Raw genomic sequence first — 18712 nt, 5'->3', positions numbered from 1 at the left:
ATCAACTTTTGTGGAAATTACACCCGCTTGAAAAAAGGTATCAGCAACCTTTTGCTGATAACCAATCGCTGCGTCAGAAACAGGAAGTAATTCTTGACGACGCTGTTGTTGCCCTTGCTTGGCATCCTGATAAACAATACTTTCATCAACATCGATAGTAGCTGCATAATTCTTCGACCACTTCTTAAGATTAGATTCACGCCAAGTTTGGGATTTCCGTAAACGACAGAGAAAATCAGTGATCGCTACTTTCTTTTGAGGATCAGCGATGTCTACGACGGGCTACGCCTACGCATTGGGTGAAGCAATAATCACAAAGTTACCGCTCAAAATATCTTTTGCAGATTCCAGCACCCGCGCCCCTTCTTTTTCAGCTTGGGAGATGGAGTAACCGTAGGTAGCCCAAGCATCAAGCTGTCCTTTACGAAAAGCCGAAAGTCCATCCGGTATCGATAAAGGAATTGCATTGATATCCTTCATCGTCAGCCCGACTTTTTCCAACATCTTAATCAGGAAGTAGTGGGCTGTTGTAGCTTTCACGTAACCCACTTTCTTACCTTTAAGATCAGCGATTGTTTTGGCAGTCGAGTCCTTGGGTACGAGTACAACTTGACCAACCGTAGGCCCTTTGAGACTCGCAATAATTTTTACAGATGCTTTCGATTCAATCGCAAAAATCGGCGGAATTTCACTAGCAGAAGCTAAGTCAATTGCACCAGCATTGATTGACTGTACCATCAAATTACCCCCGGTAAACTCAGTAAATTGAGTTGTGTAAGGGAAATTATTTAGTCCAGCTAACTTTAAATTTAAGTCCCAGCCACCTTTATATTTAGCAACACGCAATTGAGTTGTATTCGACACTGCGATTTGGGATGGGCCAGGATTAGCAGCGATCGTTGTCGGACTGGTAGACTTAACGTCTGAGCAAGCTGTTGTTGCTACTAACAAGCAACCCAGAGAGAAGAAAAAATTTTGCCGCAGCCAATTGGTAGACACGTTAATTTTTAGGTATAAAAAGACAAGGAAGAAAAATAACCACCAACTACTCTAGTAAGCTTGCTTCTTCGCCCACAATTCGGTCGTAGAGTGGCTGAAAGCTAAACCAACCGCCAGAATGGGTTCCTACTTGGTTATGAGTAAAAGTTGCTGTTTCGTGGTCAATGGGAAGTGGTTTGCCAGCTGCTTCTGCAAGTAGTTGGGCTTGAGCCGATCGCTCAAAAGAAATGTACCAAAAAGCAGCTTCGTCTACTGTCTGTCCCACTGTCAAAAAGCCATGATTCCGTAAGATGACAGCTTTTTTGTCTCCCAAAGATTCAGCAATTCTTTTACCCTCTGAAGTATCTAAAACTACTCCTTTGTAGTCATCAAATAGAGCGTGGTCTTGATAGAAAGCACAAGCATCTTGAGTTAGGGGATCAAGGAGGCGACCAAGACTTGACCAAGATTTACCATGCAGAGAATGAGCATGAGCCGCTGCAACTATATCAAGTCGCGCCTCATGAACCTGTGAATGAATGGCAAAAGCGGCGCGATTGACGGGAGCATTACCTTTGATAACTTCCCCTTCTCTATCGACCAAAATCAAGTCAGAAACCCGGATGTGGCCAAAGTATTTGCCAAGGGGATTTACCCAAAAATGGTCGGTAAACTCAGGATCTCTGGCGGTGATGTGGCCTGCTGTTCCCTCACTAAAGCCAAAACGAGCAAACAGCCGAAATGCAGCCGCAAGGCATTGTTTGCGGTAGAGTCGTTCTTCTTCAACTCGTTCAAAGACTGGCGGTTGTGGTCTAGTGTAATTTGGCATGTTTGGTAGCCCAAGCGAATTACACTGTTTTTCTCTGTAGTTTTGGTAGTGAGAGTTTTTGAAGAGGAATCTGAGTTAACTGTGGCATTGATAGCTGTTTGTTGACTGCAACCAGAAGCTATCAAACCAAGAAAAGACGCTGCAACTGCGAAGGTTGTACTAGCAGAACATTTTTCTTTGTACTGAAAGCGGTGTTCTTTGAAATAATTCCCCACAATGGACTCCTTGATATTTTGGGTCAGTTTGGCATTGTAATGAAACGACCAGTCTGTAGTACGCGGGAGGTTAGAAGAACTCCAATCACCGTTATGAATCAATCGGTAAGAACAACCTTAACAGTACAGGCTGCTGGAGAGCTTGGGATAATGGGCTTTGGAGATAGTCTGTTGGAGAAGCGATCGCCTTTTTACTTGCTTTCAAAGAAGTAGTATCAATTGCACTCATAGTTCCTCTCAACGGTTTCGGTTGGCTGCGAGATCCCCGATTTCTGATAAATTGCTACAAGTTAAAAGTCAGGGATCTGAACAAAATTAGAAGAATCCTCGTTGTGGCAATGGTGTACCGTTGATCTCGTAGTCGCCGATCGCACGAGCCTTAAAATGATTTGGATTGTGTGAGGACAAGGTGCGGGCGTTGCGCCAGTGACGATCAAAGTTGGAGCTTTTCTTTGTTGTGGAAGCCCCACCAACTTCAAACAACAAGGTGGCTGAACGTAGAGCCAAATCATCGACAATCAATTTGGCTTTCGCTGCACTTAGAGAAGTTGCCAGTGCCGCAGCCGTCTCTGCCTCTTCACCCTGAGCTTGGGCAGCAGGGAGGCGATCAAGACCATCAGCTGCTGCTAAAACAATCGCTTCAGCAGCAAAGGCATTGGCGGCAATCTGCCCGACAGTCTGCTGCAAGATTGGATCTTCTGAGGCTTGCTCGGCTACGGCATGGTAAAAAGTCCGGGGTCTGTTACGGATGAGGGCTGTAGCATCACGCAGAACGCTGCGAATAATACCGGCGTTGATGGCAGTCAGGACTAATTGCGGGACGATATTGTAGGGTAGGTTGTCTTTGTCTTTGTCTGTCTCAAAAATTACTTCCTCTGTCTCTACACGGACATTTTTAAATGTTGTTGTTCCTGTACCTGTAAGCCTTTGACCGAAGCCATCCCAGTCATCCACAAGGTCAATGCCCTCGCGGTTGGTGGGAATGAGTATAAACGCTTTATTGCCATCGGGTACTAGTACACGCACGAAAATTAAGTCTGCATAAAGGCTGCCAGTGCTGTAATACTTCGTCCCATTTAGACGATAGCCATCGCCATCAGGTGTTAATTTTGTATTCACGACTTGGCCGCCACCAGATCGCTTAACTTCCAGTTCGGTTGAAGCAAGTCCAATAATCGCGCCATCGGCAACGGCTTTGAGCCAGCGACGATTCCTTGGGGTGCGTTCTGAACGCAAAATCCGCTCTGTGACAGAAAAATGATTCCGCACAATGTGAGCGACATTTGGATCGGCATCCCCCAGCCGAATCACAACCTCGAATAGTTCGCGTGCCGTACTACCACCACCACCTTCGGCAACGGGGATTCGCAATGCACCCAACCTGGAACGCCGGATCAATTCAACCACATTATAAGGAAGAATGCGATCGCGATCGCGCTCACTTGCCCCCAGAGCAATAAAATCAAAAAGCTGCTGGAGTTCCGGTGAATTTGCTCTCACCGGAGCCGAAAACTGAATTGTCGTATCTACAAGTTTCTCTGGACTCTTAATCATTAGTTTCTATCTCCGAATATCCTATGGAAAATCTATGTTGGTGATTGGTGAGGCAATTGCTATTTCTGGATTTAGATAAGATGACAATAGGTGGGCTACGTATAAAGTAGTTAAGTAACCTTTAGTAATTTGACCATTGGACTTGGTATTAATTAATTCAGCGATTGCATCAAAAAAACGCGCTTTTGTAATGCGATCTAAATTTATATGATCGGAGTAAGTATTTAAGAGGTTGAGATAACTTGCACTGTTGTATATTATGTCCTCGAATTTTAGGTTTTGATATTGATTCATAGTTTAGTAGGATACGATTATAGAAATTAGCTCTATGCACCACCAAGATTTGCGGTGCATTACGAGAACAGCAATAATATACTCTACGAAACTGTTCCTCCTTCCCTTTTCCCTAATTACAAATTAGGGTAAATACTCCAGCCATCAAGAAGATGAAAAAGTTGCGTTTTCTAGATACTGTTAGCATAATGTATTATCAATTTTTTCCGACTTAATGTTCATTGCAAATGCTCAGGGCTTGATTTCTGCCGGGAGGATGGCATTATATTCTTCAGGAGTAAGTGTTACATCCTTGACATTAATCTTTTTAGTGATGAATTTTTGCTTATAGAACAAGTCAGATATCTCTTGCTGTCCTGCTATAACCTTATCGGTAATCGGTCTGATGCCAAAACGCCGACGGTTGACTATTGTTTCTAAGGTTGGTAAATCAAGCTTGGTATCACGCCCGACAATTTCGGCAACTTCTCGCGTATTTGCTTTAGACCATTTGCCTAATTTGTGGACTTCTTCAAGGAGAATTTTTATTACTTCAGGGTTCTCTTTCACAAAGCTACGTGCAGCTATCCAATACCCTCCTTGGGTTGAAAGTCCTTTAGCATTACGAAGAATCCGAACTTTTTCCGTTCTCTGAAATATAGCCAGGTGGGGGTCACTTAGCACAGCTGCATCAATGCTCTTACGCGATAATGCTGCACGAGTTTCTGGTGCTATCAGATTGAGATGTTTGACATCTTTTAGCTCTAGTCCTCCTTCTTGTAAAGCTTTAATAACAAAGTATTGACTAGCAGTAGCTCTTTGAAAGGCAATTCCCTTACCTTTTAAATCAGCTATGGTTTTGATGGGGGAGTCTTCCGGTACTACGATCGCCGAACCTTCACCACTACCCGGTATAGTATTAGCAAGAAGAACAAAAGGAATACCAGCTGCTTGGGCAAATATGGGTGGAGTTTCACCAACAGCACCGACATCCAAACTGCCCACATTTATTGCTTCTAAAAGCTGTGGCCCAGCTGTAAATTGCGCCCACTGCACTTGAATACCCAAGGGATTCAAGCGTTTCTCTAAAACTTGTCTACTTTTGGTAATATCCGCAGCAGTAAAATAGCCAATTCTTAACAATTTTGTCTTAATGCTACTAGGGGCTGCAACTGCTGCTTTTTCTTGTGTATCTGGTGCTTTACAACTTACTAAAGTTGTAAAGAGAGTAAATACTCCAGCTCCTAATAAAATTAGAAAGTTGCGTTTTCTAGATATTGCTACCATAATGTATTACCAATTTTTTGGGGTTTAAAATACAGGCTTTAATTAAAAAGCTAATTTTGGAATGATGTAAAAGTTGAAGATGGGAAATTTTTTATTTTGCGGTTAGACTCTGTTTGCTAACTCTCTCATCCAAATAATCTACTGTAAGTTGACCTATTTACAGTAGATTTTGATTGCACGAACTTTACCACAAGCTAATTTAAAAATCAAGCAGCAAGGATGACGGTGCTATTGATGCAAGTGGTAAAAAGAAAGAAACGATAGGTGTGATACTAGCGATCGCAGTTTACACCAGACTAGTTTGGAAGAAGCGATTAGCAGGGCGTGCCAGACCGAGATTTTCACGCAGCGTTGTACCCTCATACTCTTTGCGGAAAATCCCACGGCGTTGGAGTTCTGGCACAACCTTGTCAACAAAATCGTTCAACCCTTCAGGAAGATAAGGGAACATGATGTTGAAGCCGTCAGAGCCTTCCTCAAACAGCCATTTTTCCATCTCATCGGCGATAGTTTGGGGTGTGCCCACAAAAGCCAACCCGCCGTAACTGCCAATCCGTTGCGCCAGTTGTCGAATAGTCAAATTCTCACGTTGCGCTAAGGCTATTACTCTTTCTCGTGAAGAGTGACCACCGTTATTCGGTGGGATTTCTGGCAAGGGGCTATCGGGATCAAAACCCGAAACATCGTAGCCAATAGCACCATTTAGGCTGGCGATCCCACTGTCATAATGTACTAGGCTGTCCAAATGAAGACGCTTGGCATGTGCCTCGGCGACGGTTTCCCCCACGATGACTAAAACACCTGGAAGGATTTTTATGCTGTCTGGGTCACGTCCGATTGCCTGCGCCCGTCCCTTAATGTCTGCAAATAAAGCTTTGCCGGCTTCCAGATTACTAGCAGGTGCAAACACAGCCTCGGCGGTTTCGGCAGCTAATTGCCGTGCGGCTTCGGATGCACCTGCTTGAACGATTAACGGCCAGCCTTGGACAGGTCTGGCGATGTTCAATGGCCCTCGCACCGAGAGATATTTTCCCTGATGATTCAGAACGTGAAGCTTTGCAGGGTCGAAATAAATCCCTGCTTCCACGTCCCGAATAAACGCATCGTCAGCAAAGGAATCCCAAAGACCCGTGACAACATCATAAAATTCTCTAGCCCGCCGATAGCGTTCATCATGCTCTATCTCTTCTTCTAATCCAAAGTTGAGCGCTGCGTCTGGATTGGCTGTGGTGACGATGTTCCAGCCAGCGCGACCGCCACTAATATGGTCGAGAGACGCGAAGCGGCGAGCGATGTGGTAAGGCTGGTCATAAGTTGTGGAAGCTGTGGCTACCAGCCCGATGTGTTCGGTGACGCTGGCAAGGGCAGAAAGTAGAGTAAAAGGCTCGAAAGAGGTGACAGTATGGCTGCGCTTCAATGCGTTGATTGGCATATTCAGCACCGCTAAGTGGTCAGCCATGAAAAATGCGTCAAACTTGCCTTGCTCTAGTTTCTGGATGAATCGTTTCAGCGCTGGGAAGTTGAAATTAGCGTCAGGCAAAGTCCCAGGATAGCGCCAAGCGCCTGTATGTATGCTTACCGGGCGCATGAAAGCACCTAGTTTTAATTGCTTCGATTTGCTCATTAGTCCTCCGTATCAAGTTTAAAATACAGGTGCTTATCAATAAATTAGTAATATTTATAATCCTTTAAAATATGAAAAATCAATGTGTTACCACGGTAAACCGCAGAGGTTAATCGTTCCTTTTTTGGGAGCTTTGTCATTCACCGACAATACCATCGGCTCGTTGACTGTAAAAGGGACTGTGCCACGTGGCTGCTCAACCAAAAGAATACCATTGAAAGATTGCCATCCCAGACGAGTATAAAAGGGTACTAAATCCTGACGACATACGAGCAATGCGAAAGTTAAACCACACTTATTTAAGAAGGTTTCTGCGTGCCGAAAGGCAGCAGTTGCAAAGCCTTGACCCTGTGCTTCTGGGCTTGTCATTACTCCACCAATACCGCCAATGCGGATTGATACATCATCTAGCGTTACCTCGCGGGTAACAATCCCAATGTGCGAAACAAGCCGTCCACTTCCATCTTCTACAAGTAATCTCCATTGCGGTAAAGACCATTTAATGTGCCGTCCTGGGCGATAAGCAATGACCTCTGGTGGGTAAACTGCTGCTCTGAGAACACGCAACACTTCTTTCTCATCCACAGTCAGTTCGGTGATAAGTTTCAAATTAAATCTTAAAGGGCAGTTTTTTATCATCAATCATTCACACTCACAAGTTTGGGCAGTCTAAATATAGGAATATCCAAGAAGTAAGAAAGAACCTCTTGTCGCCAAGTATCATAAAGTACTGGCAAATCATCAATTTCAATACCAATAGCTTTTTGACTCAACTGCCAATGATCCCGAAGGTAAGAATTGCGTCGGCGTTGACCTTCTTCATCTGCTTCTATAACTTGTGCGATTAAATCCTCTTTCTCTGCTAGCGAAGCTCGATCAAATTTACGTTGCCACCAGTCTACAACTCCCAGGCGGTGAACTGCTTCATCTGGCAGGATTCTTTCTGCTGCAAACTTGGCTGAGTCTGGGTCGCTGATTTTGCTGGTACGGCTATTGATGAATAACAAAGCCACAATATGAAGTTCGTAATGCAACTCAAATGCTAAAAAGCCTTGCCAATTACGGATGGGTAAATCACCCATATAATCCCAATGCTTCTGCACCTGCTTTTGGATATCCTCAATTGGGTCACGTCCTGATATAGCCTGCGCTCTTAAACGAGTATTTTGAGCGTGTGCGCCATCATCACCGATTTGTCTACTCAAAAATAGCTGTAATTCTGGGTCAGCAAAGGAGTCAATTATCTTAGCGCAGACTTGTACAATAAACAGGTCATGGGCTGCACCAGCCACACGGAAGCGGTAGAAATTCTCTCTTTCCTCATCAGTTTCCGGCGATCTAGGTTCTTGCGATCGCTTCTTCGGAATGTGAGGGGCGTACTTATCAAGTAGTTTATCAAAAATTTCCAGTTCTAAATCAGTAGTCCAAGCTGGACGAGTAAATATTGCTGTCATAAAGTTTCCTTTGGGTAATGGAGAACAATTTAATCCAAAATCCGTCTTAAAAAGTTTGCTCAACGGGGGAACCCCCGCACGCAACTTTTGTCTCCGACACGCTACGCGAACGCAAAATCCAAAATCTCAAATTCTTAGGTTCTAGCTCCTATTTTCAAGTTGGCGCTCGCTTCACTATCTACCGTTAACGATCGCACTCTTGGGATGATTTCCGCCGCAAAACGCTCCATTTCTGGGGCAAAAGGCTGGAATTGCAGCATGAAAGTATCAATTCCTACTTTGGTAAATTCAGCAATCCGATGGGCTACAGTATCATAGCTACCAACCAATCCTGCTGCTGTACCGCCATTGCTCCCCACACCAGGGTACTTAGCCATGTTTTTGAACATAACTACTTCAGAATCTACTCCTTTGAGTAATTCTGAGCGATCGTCTTGTGCTAGTACCATTGCTCTGAGGTTTTGATATTCCGCTTCCGCCTCTTCGTCTGTCGGTCGAGCAATCACAAAAGCCGACATAGCAAAGCCCAGAGGTTGAGAGCGAAACTTAGTTTTTTTAGCAACAGCCACAATGGTTTCGCGGATGACTTCAATCGGACGACCATTGAGGAAAAATGTGTGGGCTTCTTTTGCGGCTAGTTCTTGGGCTGGTTCTGACTCTCCCCCTACATATACACGCGGATGTGGTTTGGCTATGGGTGGGGGATTGAGTTTCAAATCATTGATTTGAAAATATTTACCAGAGAAGTTGACTTTCTCTCCGCTCCACAAAGCTTTTACGACTCTAATCCATTCATCAGAATAACAATAACGCTCATCGTGGGTAAGGAAATTTATCCCTGGTTTTTCCATTTCTGGCTTGAACCAAGCACTCACTAAGTTAATAGAAAAACGTCCATTACTTATAGCATCAATACCTAATGCCATCTTTGCTAAGACGGCGGGATGAAATAGTAATGGCTTAACAGCTGCAATAATCTCGATAGAGTTTGTTGCTTCTGCTAGTGCTGCTGCTGCTGTCCAAGTTTCTAGCTGGTCAAGTTCTTGGTTTCTGGGATTGATGATATGTTGCGCTATTAAAGTTGTGGTAAATCCGCACCTTTGGGCTAACTGAATTAAATTCTTGGCTCGTGAGTAACTAGCATCACGAGGTTCAAGAGGATGGTTCGTCACGCCGCAGTTGCCGTAAACAGGAATCCAAATCCCATAGCGTGGTTCAGACATAGTTTTCTAGAACCTTTATAGTCGGTACTAAAACTTTATTTTTGCACTTACCTACAACAATATACGGCAAGTCAGTCTATTTATAGTAGTATACTATGAGGTTTGCATAGGTGAGGATAAAAAACAAGGTGTATCTTCCCAATCCTCATTTAATTTGGAGGCAAGAATGTCACAACCACGCTATGGTATTTGGGCCAGGGTTAGCGCGTCTCAAACCCTATTGACAAGCGGACTTTCCCGATCAGCAATCAAGTTGGAAACAAAGTAGCACTATCCAAACTAGGGTAAGATTTAATCCACTTAAGTGCCATTCTTTAGAGTAATGCCAACAGGATTTGAGAATAAGAAAAGAAAAACTAAAGCATCTTTTGCACCCAGCATAGATAGCAAAGACATTACCACTAAGTTTCAGGAATACTTCACAGAAATAAAGCGTATATTTTTTATAACATTTTACGTATAATCGCTAGATTCAGAGTATTTGTACGGAGTAAGACTTGATTTTATATAAATGTTTGTGATAATCTGCCCTCATCTATAAATTACAGTTAATTGATAAACTAACCGTAGTTTGAGATTACACAGTGTGCATCAAATGGGAATCACTCCTTATGCCAAAAGATTGGTATGAATGGCACGACCTATACGACACTGAGCCAAAATTGCAGCAGCGTCTAGAAATCGTGCAGGAATATATTGCTTACAGCTTGAATGCGTCGCCATCTGGAACTATCCGTGTCGTAAGTGTTTGCGCGGGTGATGGACGAGATTTATTAGGAACTTTAAAAAATCACCCTCGAATAAATGACGTATATGCACGACTTGTTGAACTTAGCCCCCAGTTGGTTGAGCGTGGACGAGCAACTATAGAGTCTTTGGGTTTAGCCAAGCAAATTGAGATTATCAATGGTGATGCAACTCTTGCCAGTAACTATGTAGGAGCAGTACCAGCAGATATCGTGATTGTATGTGGTGTCTTTGGCAATCTAGCTGAGGAAGCTGAACTCAGTCGCTTACTAGATAACCTGAGTTTTCTGAGTAAACCAGGTGCTTTTGTCATTTGGACTCGCGGACACTCCAACGGTATTACCTACTCTGACAATGTGCGGAAAATTTTAAGTGCATCTGGATTTGAAGAAGTAAACTTCAAGCTTACCGCTACGGGAGATATGGGTGTTGGTCTTCATCGATACAGGGGTGAAAACTTGGCTGCACCTAAAGAGCAACAGCTATTTGTGTTTTCCGGCATTCCTAGTAAAGCAAGGTAAAAATGTCTATTCAAAACACAGTGTCAACTTGGGAAGAAGTTTTAGAAACTGCTAGAAAAAATACCTCTGCGCGTAGGGTAAAGAGACCGGGACAATCTCCTTCTACTGCACCAATACCGAGCAGTTTACATAAAGTTCCTCCAAATACAGAACCACCAATCTTGCTTTATCGAGATACTAATTCTTGGTGTCCTTTCTGCGAAAGAGTTTGGTTTGCTCTGGAAGAAAAGGAAATTCCCTTTGCAACGGAGTTTATTGATTTAAGTAATAAACCTAAATGGTACACTGACCTAGTTCCCACAACCCTTGTCCCAGCAGCAAAAATTGAGGGTAATTTAGTATATGAATCTAAAGATATTCTCTTGGCTTTAGAAGAAAGGTTTCCCCATCCAGCATTATTGCCGGAAAATCCAGAGGAAAACGTTGTTGCTAGGCAGTTGGTTGAAGAAGCTGAGACTAACGGTTTTAAAGAGATTGCTTACAAATTCCTCAGAGAAACATCTGTAGATGCTGATAAGTTGGCATTACAAGCAGCATTTGAGGCGAAGTTAGATGAACTTGAGCAAGCTTTAGCTAAATATGCCGGCCCTTACTTTATCAGTACATTTAGCTTAGTTGATATTGTGTATAGTCCCCATCTAGATAGATTGGCGGCTAATTTACCTGTATATCGAGGATATCATCTCAAAGGAAATCCTCGCTTTCCTCGAATCAATGCTTGGTTTGACGCACTTAACCAGCGTCCTGCTTATCATAGGGTGAAGTCGGATAATATTACTAATAATTTATTGTTGCGTCGCAGATGGGGTGTAGAACCGATTGGAAATCCTTTACCTCTGGATGTGGCAGATAGTGAGAAAATTCAATATCGAGCCGAAGCCGCTGAAAGACTGAGCGATAATCGGGAAGTTGCGATCGCAGATGTTATCAAAAATTCTGGAGTCCAAGCAATAGCAGCAGACGGTGATTTTACCACAGTTAAGGACGCTGTCGATTTTCACCTACGACAACTAGCTGATTATCTCATTCATGGCAATGGCACAACTTTACCGGGTGGAAGGACTGGTGGTAAAAATAGTACTGTTGATCCCCTATTCGCTGCTGTGGGTGCTATTACTTTCGCATATTTGAGAAATCGCATCTGCGCCCCCCGTGATATGAGTGCTGGTGCAGCAACGGCGTTTCGGGCTGCGATCGATAAATTATTGACATCTGTTTATTAATTTTGTGTGCGTTGCTGAATGTATGAGTGAATTTGCCGGGCTACGCCCCGCTAACGCTAATATCCAGAGACGCAGCGAAAAGTCGGAGCGCTTCTGAATTCTGACCGGAGGCGGAGCGTCTCCGGCTTTGCTCCTAAATTCTGCCGTACTGTAAAAACTTATTGAGGAAAGGGAATTGCTAGCAGTCCATAGTGAAAATGAACTAGAATTAAATGCTGATGTGCTGGTAATTGGTGGTGGCCCTGCCGCAGCATGGGCAGCCTGGGCAGCAGCATCTCAAGGTATCAAAGTCATAATTGTTGATAAAGGTTTTCTGGGTACGAGTGGTGCGGCGGCAGCTAGTGGTAACGGCATCATGGCTCCTTCTCCAGAGAATTGGGACAAAGTTTTATCGGAGCGTTATCGCATAGGAAAAACCCTCGCTAACTCACGTTGGATCGAGCGTGTGATCGAAAAAACTTGGCTCAGTTTGCCCTTAGTGGAAGATTGGGGCTATCGTTTCCCCAAGGAAAATGGGGAATCTGTGCGCCAGAGCTATTATGGCCCTGAATATATGCGGGTACTTCGCAAAAACCTCTTGCGTGTTGGTGTACAAATTTTTGACCAAAGCCCGGCTCTAGAACTTTTATTGGCTGACGATGGCTCAGTAGCTGGGGCAAGAGGTGTGCAAAGGCAACATCATCGTAGCTATACCGTTCGTGCTGGTGCAGTAGTCTTAGCGAATGGCGGTTGTGCATTCTTGAGTAAAGCATTAGGTTGCAATACCAATACCGGTGATGGGCTGCTGATGGCAGTGGAAGCTGGGGGGGAACTCTCTAGTATGGAAGCTTCCAATCACTATGCAATTTCGACCGCTTTTAATGCCACAGTGACGCGGGGTGTTCCCTTTGGCTGGGCTAGTTACACCGATGAAGCCGGTAACGATCTTGGTGGCTATATCGATGGTCGTCGCGATCCATCGTTCCTTCCCAATGCCCTCCTGAAAGGCTCCGTTTATGCCCGTTTGGATAAAGCCACGCCTGAAGTCAAGGCAGTGATTGAAAAGTCTCATTTCATCTCTTTTCTACCCTATAAAAAAGCTGGCATTGACCCCTATGCAGAACGAGTCCCTGTAACCCTAATTTTAGAAGGTACAGTCCGTGGTACAGGTGGAATCCGTTTGACCGATGATAGTTGCGGTACAAAGGTTCCTGGACTCTACGCCGCCGGCGATGCTGCATCGCGGGAGTTTCTAGCCGGGTTAGCTTCTGGAGGCGGTGGCCCTAATGCTGCTTGGGCAATCTCTACAGGGCAATGGGCTGGAGTTGGGGCAGCTACCTTTGCCAAAAGTTTGGGCGCTCAAGCAAATGAACGGGTTGCGCGTCCTGCTGGTCAAGTGGGATTGCGATCGCCTACGGTGGGCGGAACGCCATCGCCTATGGAGGGGCGTAGCCCATCGCCTTCACCATCTTCTGAAACATTCGATAGTGAGGCGATCGTGCGCGGCGTACAAGACCAGATGTTCCCGTTAGAGAAGAATTATTTGCGTTCTGAGCAGGGACTTCTGGATTCCCTCGCCAAATTAGAAACGCTGTGGCAGCAAGTACAAGGGAACCCGAAACAAGATACAGTGCGCGATGTAGAATTTTCTCGTCGAGCGGCTGCTCTGACGGCTGTAGCGCGATGGGCATACTTTAGTGCTTTACATCGCACGGAAACACGCAGCGAACATATTCGTATAGACTATCCTGAAACCGATCCAAATCAGCGTTATTACCAAGCCACTGGCGGCTTAGAAAGACTTTGGGTAAGGCGTGATTGGATTAAGGATGCCATCGCTACACCACCACCACTAACCACTCAAACCACACCCTCTGTATCAAAGTTGTAGTAGGAGCAGAATCATGATCGAGCTTGTCAGCTATAAACTCTGTATCAATTGCAATCTGTGCGTCCAAGTATGCCCTACCAATGTCTTTGACTCCGTACCTAACCAGCCACCTGCGATCGCTCGACAAGAAGATTGTCAAACTTGTTTCATGTGTGAAGCATATTGTCCTGCGGATGCACTCTATGTTGCGCCCGAATCTCACACCAATGTTGCAGTCAATGAGGATGAATTAATTGAAAGTGGCATCATGGGTGAATATCGTCGCATCTTGGGTTGGGGATATGGCAGAAAAAACAATAGTGAATTAGATACTGCTCATAAACTGCGCCAACTACCGCGCCCCTATCAAAGTTAATTTCGTAGGCTTGATTCTTAGGAGAGAGATACAACTAAGAATCAAGCCTTTGCAGTCCTGAAGTGCAAGTTTTTGGTCAGATATCGGCTCAATAGCACCCTGAAAAGTAATTCTTGTGACGTTATCAGAGTTCTCATTAGCTAAAAAAGTTGCCTTAGTAACTGGAGCAGGACAAGGTTTGGGACTAGAAATTGCCAAATCACTTGCCAAAGCTGGTGCGCGTGTCATCGTCAATGGGCGAAATTTGGAACGGCTTAATCAAGCAGTTGCAGTTATTGAATCAATTGGCGGATTAGGTTTTTCGTTACCGTTTGATGTGACAGACGAAGTTGCGGTTCAAAGTGCGTTTATTGAGATCCGAGAAAAGCACGGCTATTTAGATATTCTGGTTAATAATGTGGGAATGCGCGATCGCCGTGGATTGTTCGAGTTTGAAATGGATGCAGTGCGTCGGTTAATCAATGCTGATTTAATTGCACCATTCAATTTGTCACGAGAAGCGGCAAAACTGATGATGCACAGGGGTGAAGGTCGAATCATTAATATTACGTCAATTGCAGGACAACTTGCAGGTGCGGGTGACGCAGTTTATACGACAGCTAAAGGAGGACTCGAAGCCCTAACCCGTACACTTGCCGCAGAACTTGGGGCTTTTGGAATTACAGTCAATGCAGTCGCTCCAGGCTTTTTTGCCACAGAGAGTAATGCTGATGTAGTTGCCGATCCAGCAGTCACGGAATGGTTGAAACATCGAACTTCTCTCGCACGTTGGGGATATCCACAAGAAATTACAGGCGCTGTTGTGTTTTTTGCTTCTCCAGCCGCATCTTACATCACCGGACAGGTTTTAGCTGTTGATGGTGGCTACCTTTCCCATTTCTGATTAACTGTTTTACCCGTAGATATACTTTTTCGGAGCTTGCATTTGCAGCTTATCTATGTGAATATTCTATGAGCAAAATACGGTAAATTGCCCAATTTATCGTAGTATTTATATTGCCTGTAGTTTAATTGTATGTATGCTCACTAAGTATTTACCAAATCGACTGATGAGGATTGTCAGCAGCCTTCTTCAAAATTATGAAATATCCAGAATTGGCATATTTGCCTTATTCTTTACCTGCGGGTTAAGTTTGACTCTTGTGATATCTGCGTGTTCTGCCAACAATACAGGTAATGTAGCAACACAGACAGCAAATCAAGGTGTGGTAGTTCGTATCGGCTATCAAAAAGCGGCAACTATCCTCAGTGTTCTCAAAAACCGAGGCAATTTAGCGCAACCTTTAAAGACTGCTGGTGCTTCAGTGACATGGGCAGAATTTCCCGCCGGCCCACCTATGTTAGAAGCAATGAACGCAGGTAGTATTGACTTTGGCTATACAGGTGAATCACCACCAATATTTGCCCAAGCCGGAGGTACTCCCTTGCTTTATGTTGCTTACGATCCTTGGAGTCCCAAAGCCGAAGCAATTATTGTACCGAAAGATTCACCAATTAAAACGGTTGCCGACCTTAAAGGGAAAAAATTAGCCTTTGCTAAAGGCTCGAACAGTAACTATCTTGTTGTCAAAGCTATAGAAGCTGCCGGATTAAAGTATAGTGACATTCAACCAGCACATCTAACACCAGCCGATGCCCGTGCAGCATTTACTGGTGGTAACGTTGATGCTTGGGCAATTTGGGACCCTTACCTAGCAGCAGTTGAACACGACACAAAGGTTAGAAAATTAACAGATGCGACAAATTTAGCACCAAATCGGGGTTACTATCTTGCGCGTCAAGAGTTTGTTAAATCTCACCCAGATTTGTTGAAAACCCTGTTAGGTGAAGTAAGCAAAGTAAATGAATGGGCAACAAATAATCCAGAAGAAGTTGCCAAGTTTTTAGAACCAGAGCTAGGTATTCCCGCAGCAGCATTAGAAATTGCCGAAAAACGGCGAAAGTATGGTGTTTTACCGCTAACAGATGAAGTAATCACTCAGCAACAAAAGATTGCCGATACTTTTTACAAAATCAAGCTAGTTCCCAAGCAAATCCAAGTCAAAGATATCGTTTGGAACGGTAATAAATCTTAGAAGTCCTTCCCTACTCGCAAAAGCTTATGGATATCAACACCCAACAAATAAAAACTGATGTACTTGTCATAGGTGGCGGTACAGCCGGGACAATGGCTGGAATCAAAGCCAAACAAGCGAATCCCGATGCAGAGGTGCTGATCTTAGAAAAGGCTAACATCCGACGGAGTGGTGCGATCGCAATGGGTATGGATGGAGTGAATACCGCAGTCATTCCCGGGCATTCCACACCAGAACAATACGTCCGTGAAATTACCCTAGCTAACGATGGGATTGTCAACCAAAAAGCCGTTTATCAAACAGGCAAATTAGGTTACGAAGTCATCCAAGAACTAGAAAGCTGGGGTGTGAAATTTCAAAAAGATGCCCAAGGCAACTATGACTTAAAACAAGTGCATCGTGTGGGTAAATATGTCTTACCCATGCCAGAAGGTAAAGACCTCAAAACCATTCTTACCCGCCAAGTTAAACGCCACAAAGTCAAAGTCACAAATCGCGTCATGGCAACCCGTGTATTAGTCAAAGCAGGACGTGCTATTGGTGCAGTAGGATTTGATGTCAGAAACGGAGATTATATTGTTATTCAAGCTAAAGCAGTCATCCTGTGTACAGGTGCTTGTGGCAGATTGGGATTACCTGCTTCCGGCTATCTCTACGGCACTTATGAAAATCCTACTAATGCCGGAGATGGCTATTCAATGGCTTATCATGCAGGTGCAGAACTTAGTAATATTGAATGCTTTCAAGTTAATCCTTTAATCAAAGATTACAACGGCCCCGCTTGTGCTTATGTTGCAGGCCCTTTTGGCGCACATACTGCTAACGCCGAAGGAAATCGCTTCATTAGCTGTGACTATTGGAGTGGTCAAATGATGTTGGAAATCTGGAAAGAATTAAATTCTGGTAAAGGGCCAGTCCAACTAAAAATGACCCATCTCGATGAAGATACAATTGCAGAAATTGAATCCATACTTTGGGCAAATGAACGACCAAGTAGAGAACGCTTTCATCAAGGTAGAAATGAAGATTACCGCACTCACGGCGTAGAGATGCACATCTCAGAAATAGGCTTATGTAGCGGTCATAGTGCCTCTGGCGTATGGGTAAATGAAAATGCTCAAACAACCGTTACAGGTTTATATGCAGCCGGAGATATGGCTAGCGTTCCCCATAATTATATGATTGGGGCATTTGTTTTCGGTCGCATAGCTGGAACTCATGCCATTAAATATATCCAAGATTTAGATTTTATCGAACCAGATACCGATTTTTTAGAAGCTGAAAAAGCTAGAATATATGCACCTTTAAATCGTCCGAATGGTATACCTCACACCCAGGTAGAATATAAATTAAGACGCTTAGTTAATGATTATCTACAACCACCAAAATCAGGTAACAAAATCGAGATTGGTTTAAAACATTTTGTGCAATATCAAGAAACATTAGATGTAATGGGCGCTCGTGACCCCCATGAATTAATGCGCTCTATGGAAGTGCATTTTATTCGAGACTGTGCAGAAATGGCAGCTAGAGCATCCTTATATCGTCAAGAAACTCGTTGGGGACTTTATCACTATCGCTTAGATTATCCCGAAAAGAATGATGATGAATGGTTTTGCCATGTCAATTTAAAGAAAGATGAATTAGGACAAATGATATTGTTTAAGCGTCCTGTTGATACTTACATTGTGGAAGTAGATACAGTTAAAGAATTGTATGATGTAACTGTGAGCTAATATATTCAATCTGATGACAAATCTCAGTGTTAATCTTAACAAAGTTGCTCTCCTCAGAAATTCTCGAAATTTTGGTATACCAAGCGTAATCAAGGCAGCTTCTACTTGCATTCAAGCAGGCGCACATGGAATTACAGTTCACCCACGTCCAGATGAACGACATATCAAATATAAAGATGTTTATGAATTGGCAGAAATGCTAACTGTTGAGTTCAATATAGAAGGTAATCCATCATCTCAATTTTTAAACACAATACGAGAGGTAAAGCCAACACAGTGTACTTTGGTTCCTGATGCACCTGACGCTTTTACCTCAGATCACGGATGGGATTTAGCTACAAATGGCTTTTGGCTCAAACCAATTATACAAGAGTTAAAAGAACTTGGAATCCGAGTCAGCCTATTCTTAGATACCGACTTAACTCAAATCGAACTTGCTAAAGAAATTGGGGCAGCTCGCATAGAGCTATATACAGAACCTTATGCCACAGCTTTTCGTAAGGATGATGTGGAGTTAGTTTTACTAGAATATAAACAAGCAGCGAAAAAGGCTCAACAAATTGGTTTATGAGTCAATGCAGGACACGATTTAAACTTGCAAAATTTTTCTAAATTTTGCTCAATTACTAATATACTTGAAGTTTCAATTGGTCATGCCATAATTGCAGATGCCTTAGACATAGGACTATTTAATGCTGTTAATGAGTATTTAAAAATTATTTCTAATAATTAATTATTGTTTCTAAAA

At 43.6% G+C, this 18712-nt stretch carries 15 protein-coding genes and 2 pseudogenes; 8 read left to right on the top strand and 9 right to left on the bottom strand.

Going from position 1 to position 18712, the window contains the following annotated elements:
- Nucleotides 1–288: 288 nt before the first annotated feature.
- From V7K42_RS06320 to V7K42_RS06280, 9 genes and pseudogenes are all read right to left on the bottom strand, one after another.
- Nucleotides 289–999 (bottom strand): ABC transporter substrate-binding protein, encoded by a 711-nt coding sequence (locus V7K42_RS06320; RefSeq protein ID WP_334914550.1) that lies wholly within the window; start codon nt 997–999, stop codon nt 289–291.
- A 46-nt stretch (nt 1000–1045) separates the two neighbouring features.
- A pseudogene (locus V7K42_RS06315) lies at nt 1046–1825 on the bottom strand (class II aldolase/adducin family protein); the annotation flags it as partial.
- A gap of 288 nt (nt 1826–2113) precedes the next feature.
- Nucleotides 2114–2251: a hypothetical protein gene (locus tag V7K42_RS06310; RefSeq protein ID WP_334914548.1), complete on the bottom strand. Its 138-nt coding sequence runs from the start codon at nt 2249–2251 to the stop codon at nt 2114–2116.
- A gap of 86 nt (nt 2252–2337) precedes the next feature.
- Entirely contained in the window at nt 2338–3576 is a 1239-nt protein-coding gene (locus tag V7K42_RS06305; protein WP_334914546.1) for an acyl-CoA dehydrogenase family protein, read from the bottom strand.
- 525 nt (nt 3577–4101) lie between these two features.
- Nucleotides 4102–5136 carry an aliphatic sulfonate ABC transporter substrate-binding protein gene (locus V7K42_RS06300; RefSeq protein ID WP_334914545.1) on the bottom strand — a complete coding sequence of 345 codons (1035 nt, stop codon included), beginning with the start codon at nt 5134–5136 and terminating at the stop codon, nt 4102–4104.
- Between the two features lie 286 nt (nt 5137–5422).
- Nucleotides 5423–6760: an LLM class flavin-dependent oxidoreductase gene (locus V7K42_RS06295; protein ID WP_334914543.1), complete on the bottom strand. Its 1338-nt coding sequence runs from the start codon at nt 6758–6760 to the stop codon at nt 5423–5425.
- Nucleotides 6761–6847: 87 nt separating this feature from the next.
- Nucleotides 6848–7369 carry a GNAT family N-acetyltransferase gene (locus V7K42_RS06290; protein WP_334914541.1) on the bottom strand — a complete coding sequence of 174 codons (522 nt, stop codon included), beginning with the start codon at nt 7367–7369 and terminating at the stop codon, nt 6848–6850.
- Nucleotides 7370–7398: 29 nt separating this feature from the next.
- Nucleotides 7399–8214: a hypothetical protein gene (locus V7K42_RS06285; RefSeq protein WP_334914539.1), complete on the bottom strand. Its 816-nt coding sequence runs from the start codon at nt 8212–8214 to the stop codon at nt 7399–7401.
- Nucleotides 8215–8348: 134 nt separating this feature from the next.
- The gene (locus V7K42_RS06280; protein ID WP_334914537.1) at nt 8349–9437 is read right to left on the bottom strand and encodes an LLM class flavin-dependent oxidoreductase; all 1089 of its coding nucleotides are present in this window, start codon (nt 9435–9437) and stop codon (nt 8349–8351) included.
- A 611-nt stretch (nt 9438–10048) separates the two neighbouring features.
- On the opposite strand from V7K42_RS06280, the gene V7K42_RS06275 reads away from it, so the two are divergent.
- The 8 genes and pseudogenes from V7K42_RS06275 (at nt 10049) to V7K42_RS06240 (ending at nt 18697) form a co-directional block, all read left to right on the top strand.
- Nucleotides 10049–10705: a class I SAM-dependent methyltransferase family protein gene (locus tag V7K42_RS06275; RefSeq protein WP_334914535.1), complete on the top strand. Its 657-nt coding sequence runs from the start codon at nt 10049–10051 to the stop codon at nt 10703–10705.
- Nucleotides 10706–10707: 2 nt separating this feature from the next.
- On the top strand, nt 10708–11928 hold the full coding sequence (locus tag V7K42_RS06270) for a glutathione S-transferase family protein (RefSeq protein WP_334914533.1): 1221 nt from the start codon (nt 10708–10710) through the stop codon (nt 11926–11928).
- 175 nt (nt 11929–12103) lie between these two features.
- Nucleotides 12104–13798 carry an FAD-binding protein gene (locus V7K42_RS06265; RefSeq protein WP_334914531.1) on the top strand — a complete coding sequence of 565 codons (1695 nt, stop codon included), beginning with the start codon at nt 12104–12106 and terminating at the stop codon, nt 13796–13798.
- 13 nt (nt 13799–13811) lie between these two features.
- Complete coding sequence (locus V7K42_RS06260; RefSeq protein ID WP_334914529.1) at nt 13812–14153, top strand: 4Fe-4S binding protein; 342 nt, start codon at nt 13812–13814, stop codon at nt 14151–14153.
- Nucleotides 14154–14268: 115 nt separating this feature from the next.
- The gene (locus V7K42_RS06255; protein WP_334914527.1) at nt 14269–15036 is read left to right on the top strand and encodes an SDR family oxidoreductase; all 768 of its coding nucleotides are present in this window, start codon (nt 14269–14271) and stop codon (nt 15034–15036) included.
- 136 nt (nt 15037–15172) lie between these two features.
- Complete coding sequence (locus V7K42_RS06250) at nt 15173–16228, top strand: sulfonate ABC transporter substrate-binding protein (RefSeq protein WP_334914525.1); 1056 nt, start codon at nt 15173–15175, stop codon at nt 16226–16228.
- A 26-nt stretch (nt 16229–16254) separates the two neighbouring features.
- Nucleotides 16255–17964 (top strand): fumarate reductase/succinate dehydrogenase flavoprotein subunit, encoded by a 1710-nt coding sequence (locus V7K42_RS06245; protein ID WP_334914523.1) that lies wholly within the window; start codon nt 16255–16257, stop codon nt 17962–17964.
- Between the two features lie 13 nt (nt 17965–17977).
- Nucleotides 17978–18697, top strand: a pseudogene (locus V7K42_RS06240) (pyridoxine 5'-phosphate synthase).
- The last annotated feature ends 15 nt before the right edge of the window (nt 18698–18712 follow it).

It is taken from the genome of Nostoc sp., from assembly GCF_036917455.1.
Taxonomy (GTDB): Bacteria; Cyanobacteriota; Cyanobacteriia; order Cyanobacteriales; family Nostocaceae; genus Nostoc.
The sequence above is the reverse complement of the archived record's forward strand: the minus strand, read 5'-3'. Positions and strand labels throughout refer to the sequence as shown.

Bases quoted from the DNA above. Each gene is read 5' to 3' on its own strand.
- V7K42_RS06300 (WP_334914545.1), bottom strand. From the start codon at position 5,136: ATGGTAGCAATATCTAGAAAACGCAACTTTCTAATTTTATTAGGAGCT.
- V7K42_RS06275 (WP_334914535.1), top strand. From the start codon at position 10,049: ATGCCAAAAGATTGGTATGAATGGCACGACCTATACGACACTGAGCCA.
- V7K42_RS06295 (WP_334914543.1), bottom strand. From the start codon at position 6,760: ATGAGCAAATCGAAGCAATTAAAACTAGGTGCTTTCATGCGCCCGGTA.
- V7K42_RS06270 (WP_334914533.1), top strand. From the start codon at position 10,708: ATGTCTATTCAAAACACAGTGTCAACTTGGGAAGAAGTTTTAGAAACT.
- V7K42_RS06260 (WP_334914529.1), top strand. From the start codon at position 13,812: ATGATCGAGCTTGTCAGCTATAAACTCTGTATCAATTGCAATCTGTGC.
- V7K42_RS06250 (WP_334914525.1), top strand. From the start codon at position 15,173: ATGCTCACTAAGTATTTACCAAATCGACTGATGAGGATTGTCAGCAGC.
- V7K42_RS06245 (WP_334914523.1), top strand. From the start codon at position 16,255: ATGGATATCAACACCCAACAAATAAAAACTGATGTACTTGTCATAGGT.
- V7K42_RS06280 (WP_334914537.1), bottom strand. From the start codon at position 9,437: ATGTCTGAACCACGCTATGGGATTTGGATTCCTGTTTACGGCAACTGC.
- V7K42_RS06310 (WP_334914548.1), bottom strand. From the start codon at position 2,251: ATGAGTGCAATTGATACTACTTCTTTGAAAGCAAGTAAAAAGGCGATC.
- V7K42_RS06285 (WP_334914539.1), bottom strand. From the start codon at position 8,214: ATGACAGCAATATTTACTCGTCCAGCTTGGACTACTGATTTAGAACTG.
- V7K42_RS06305 (WP_334914546.1), bottom strand. From the start codon at position 3,576: ATGATTAAGAGTCCAGAGAAACTTGTAGATACGACAATTCAGTTTTCG.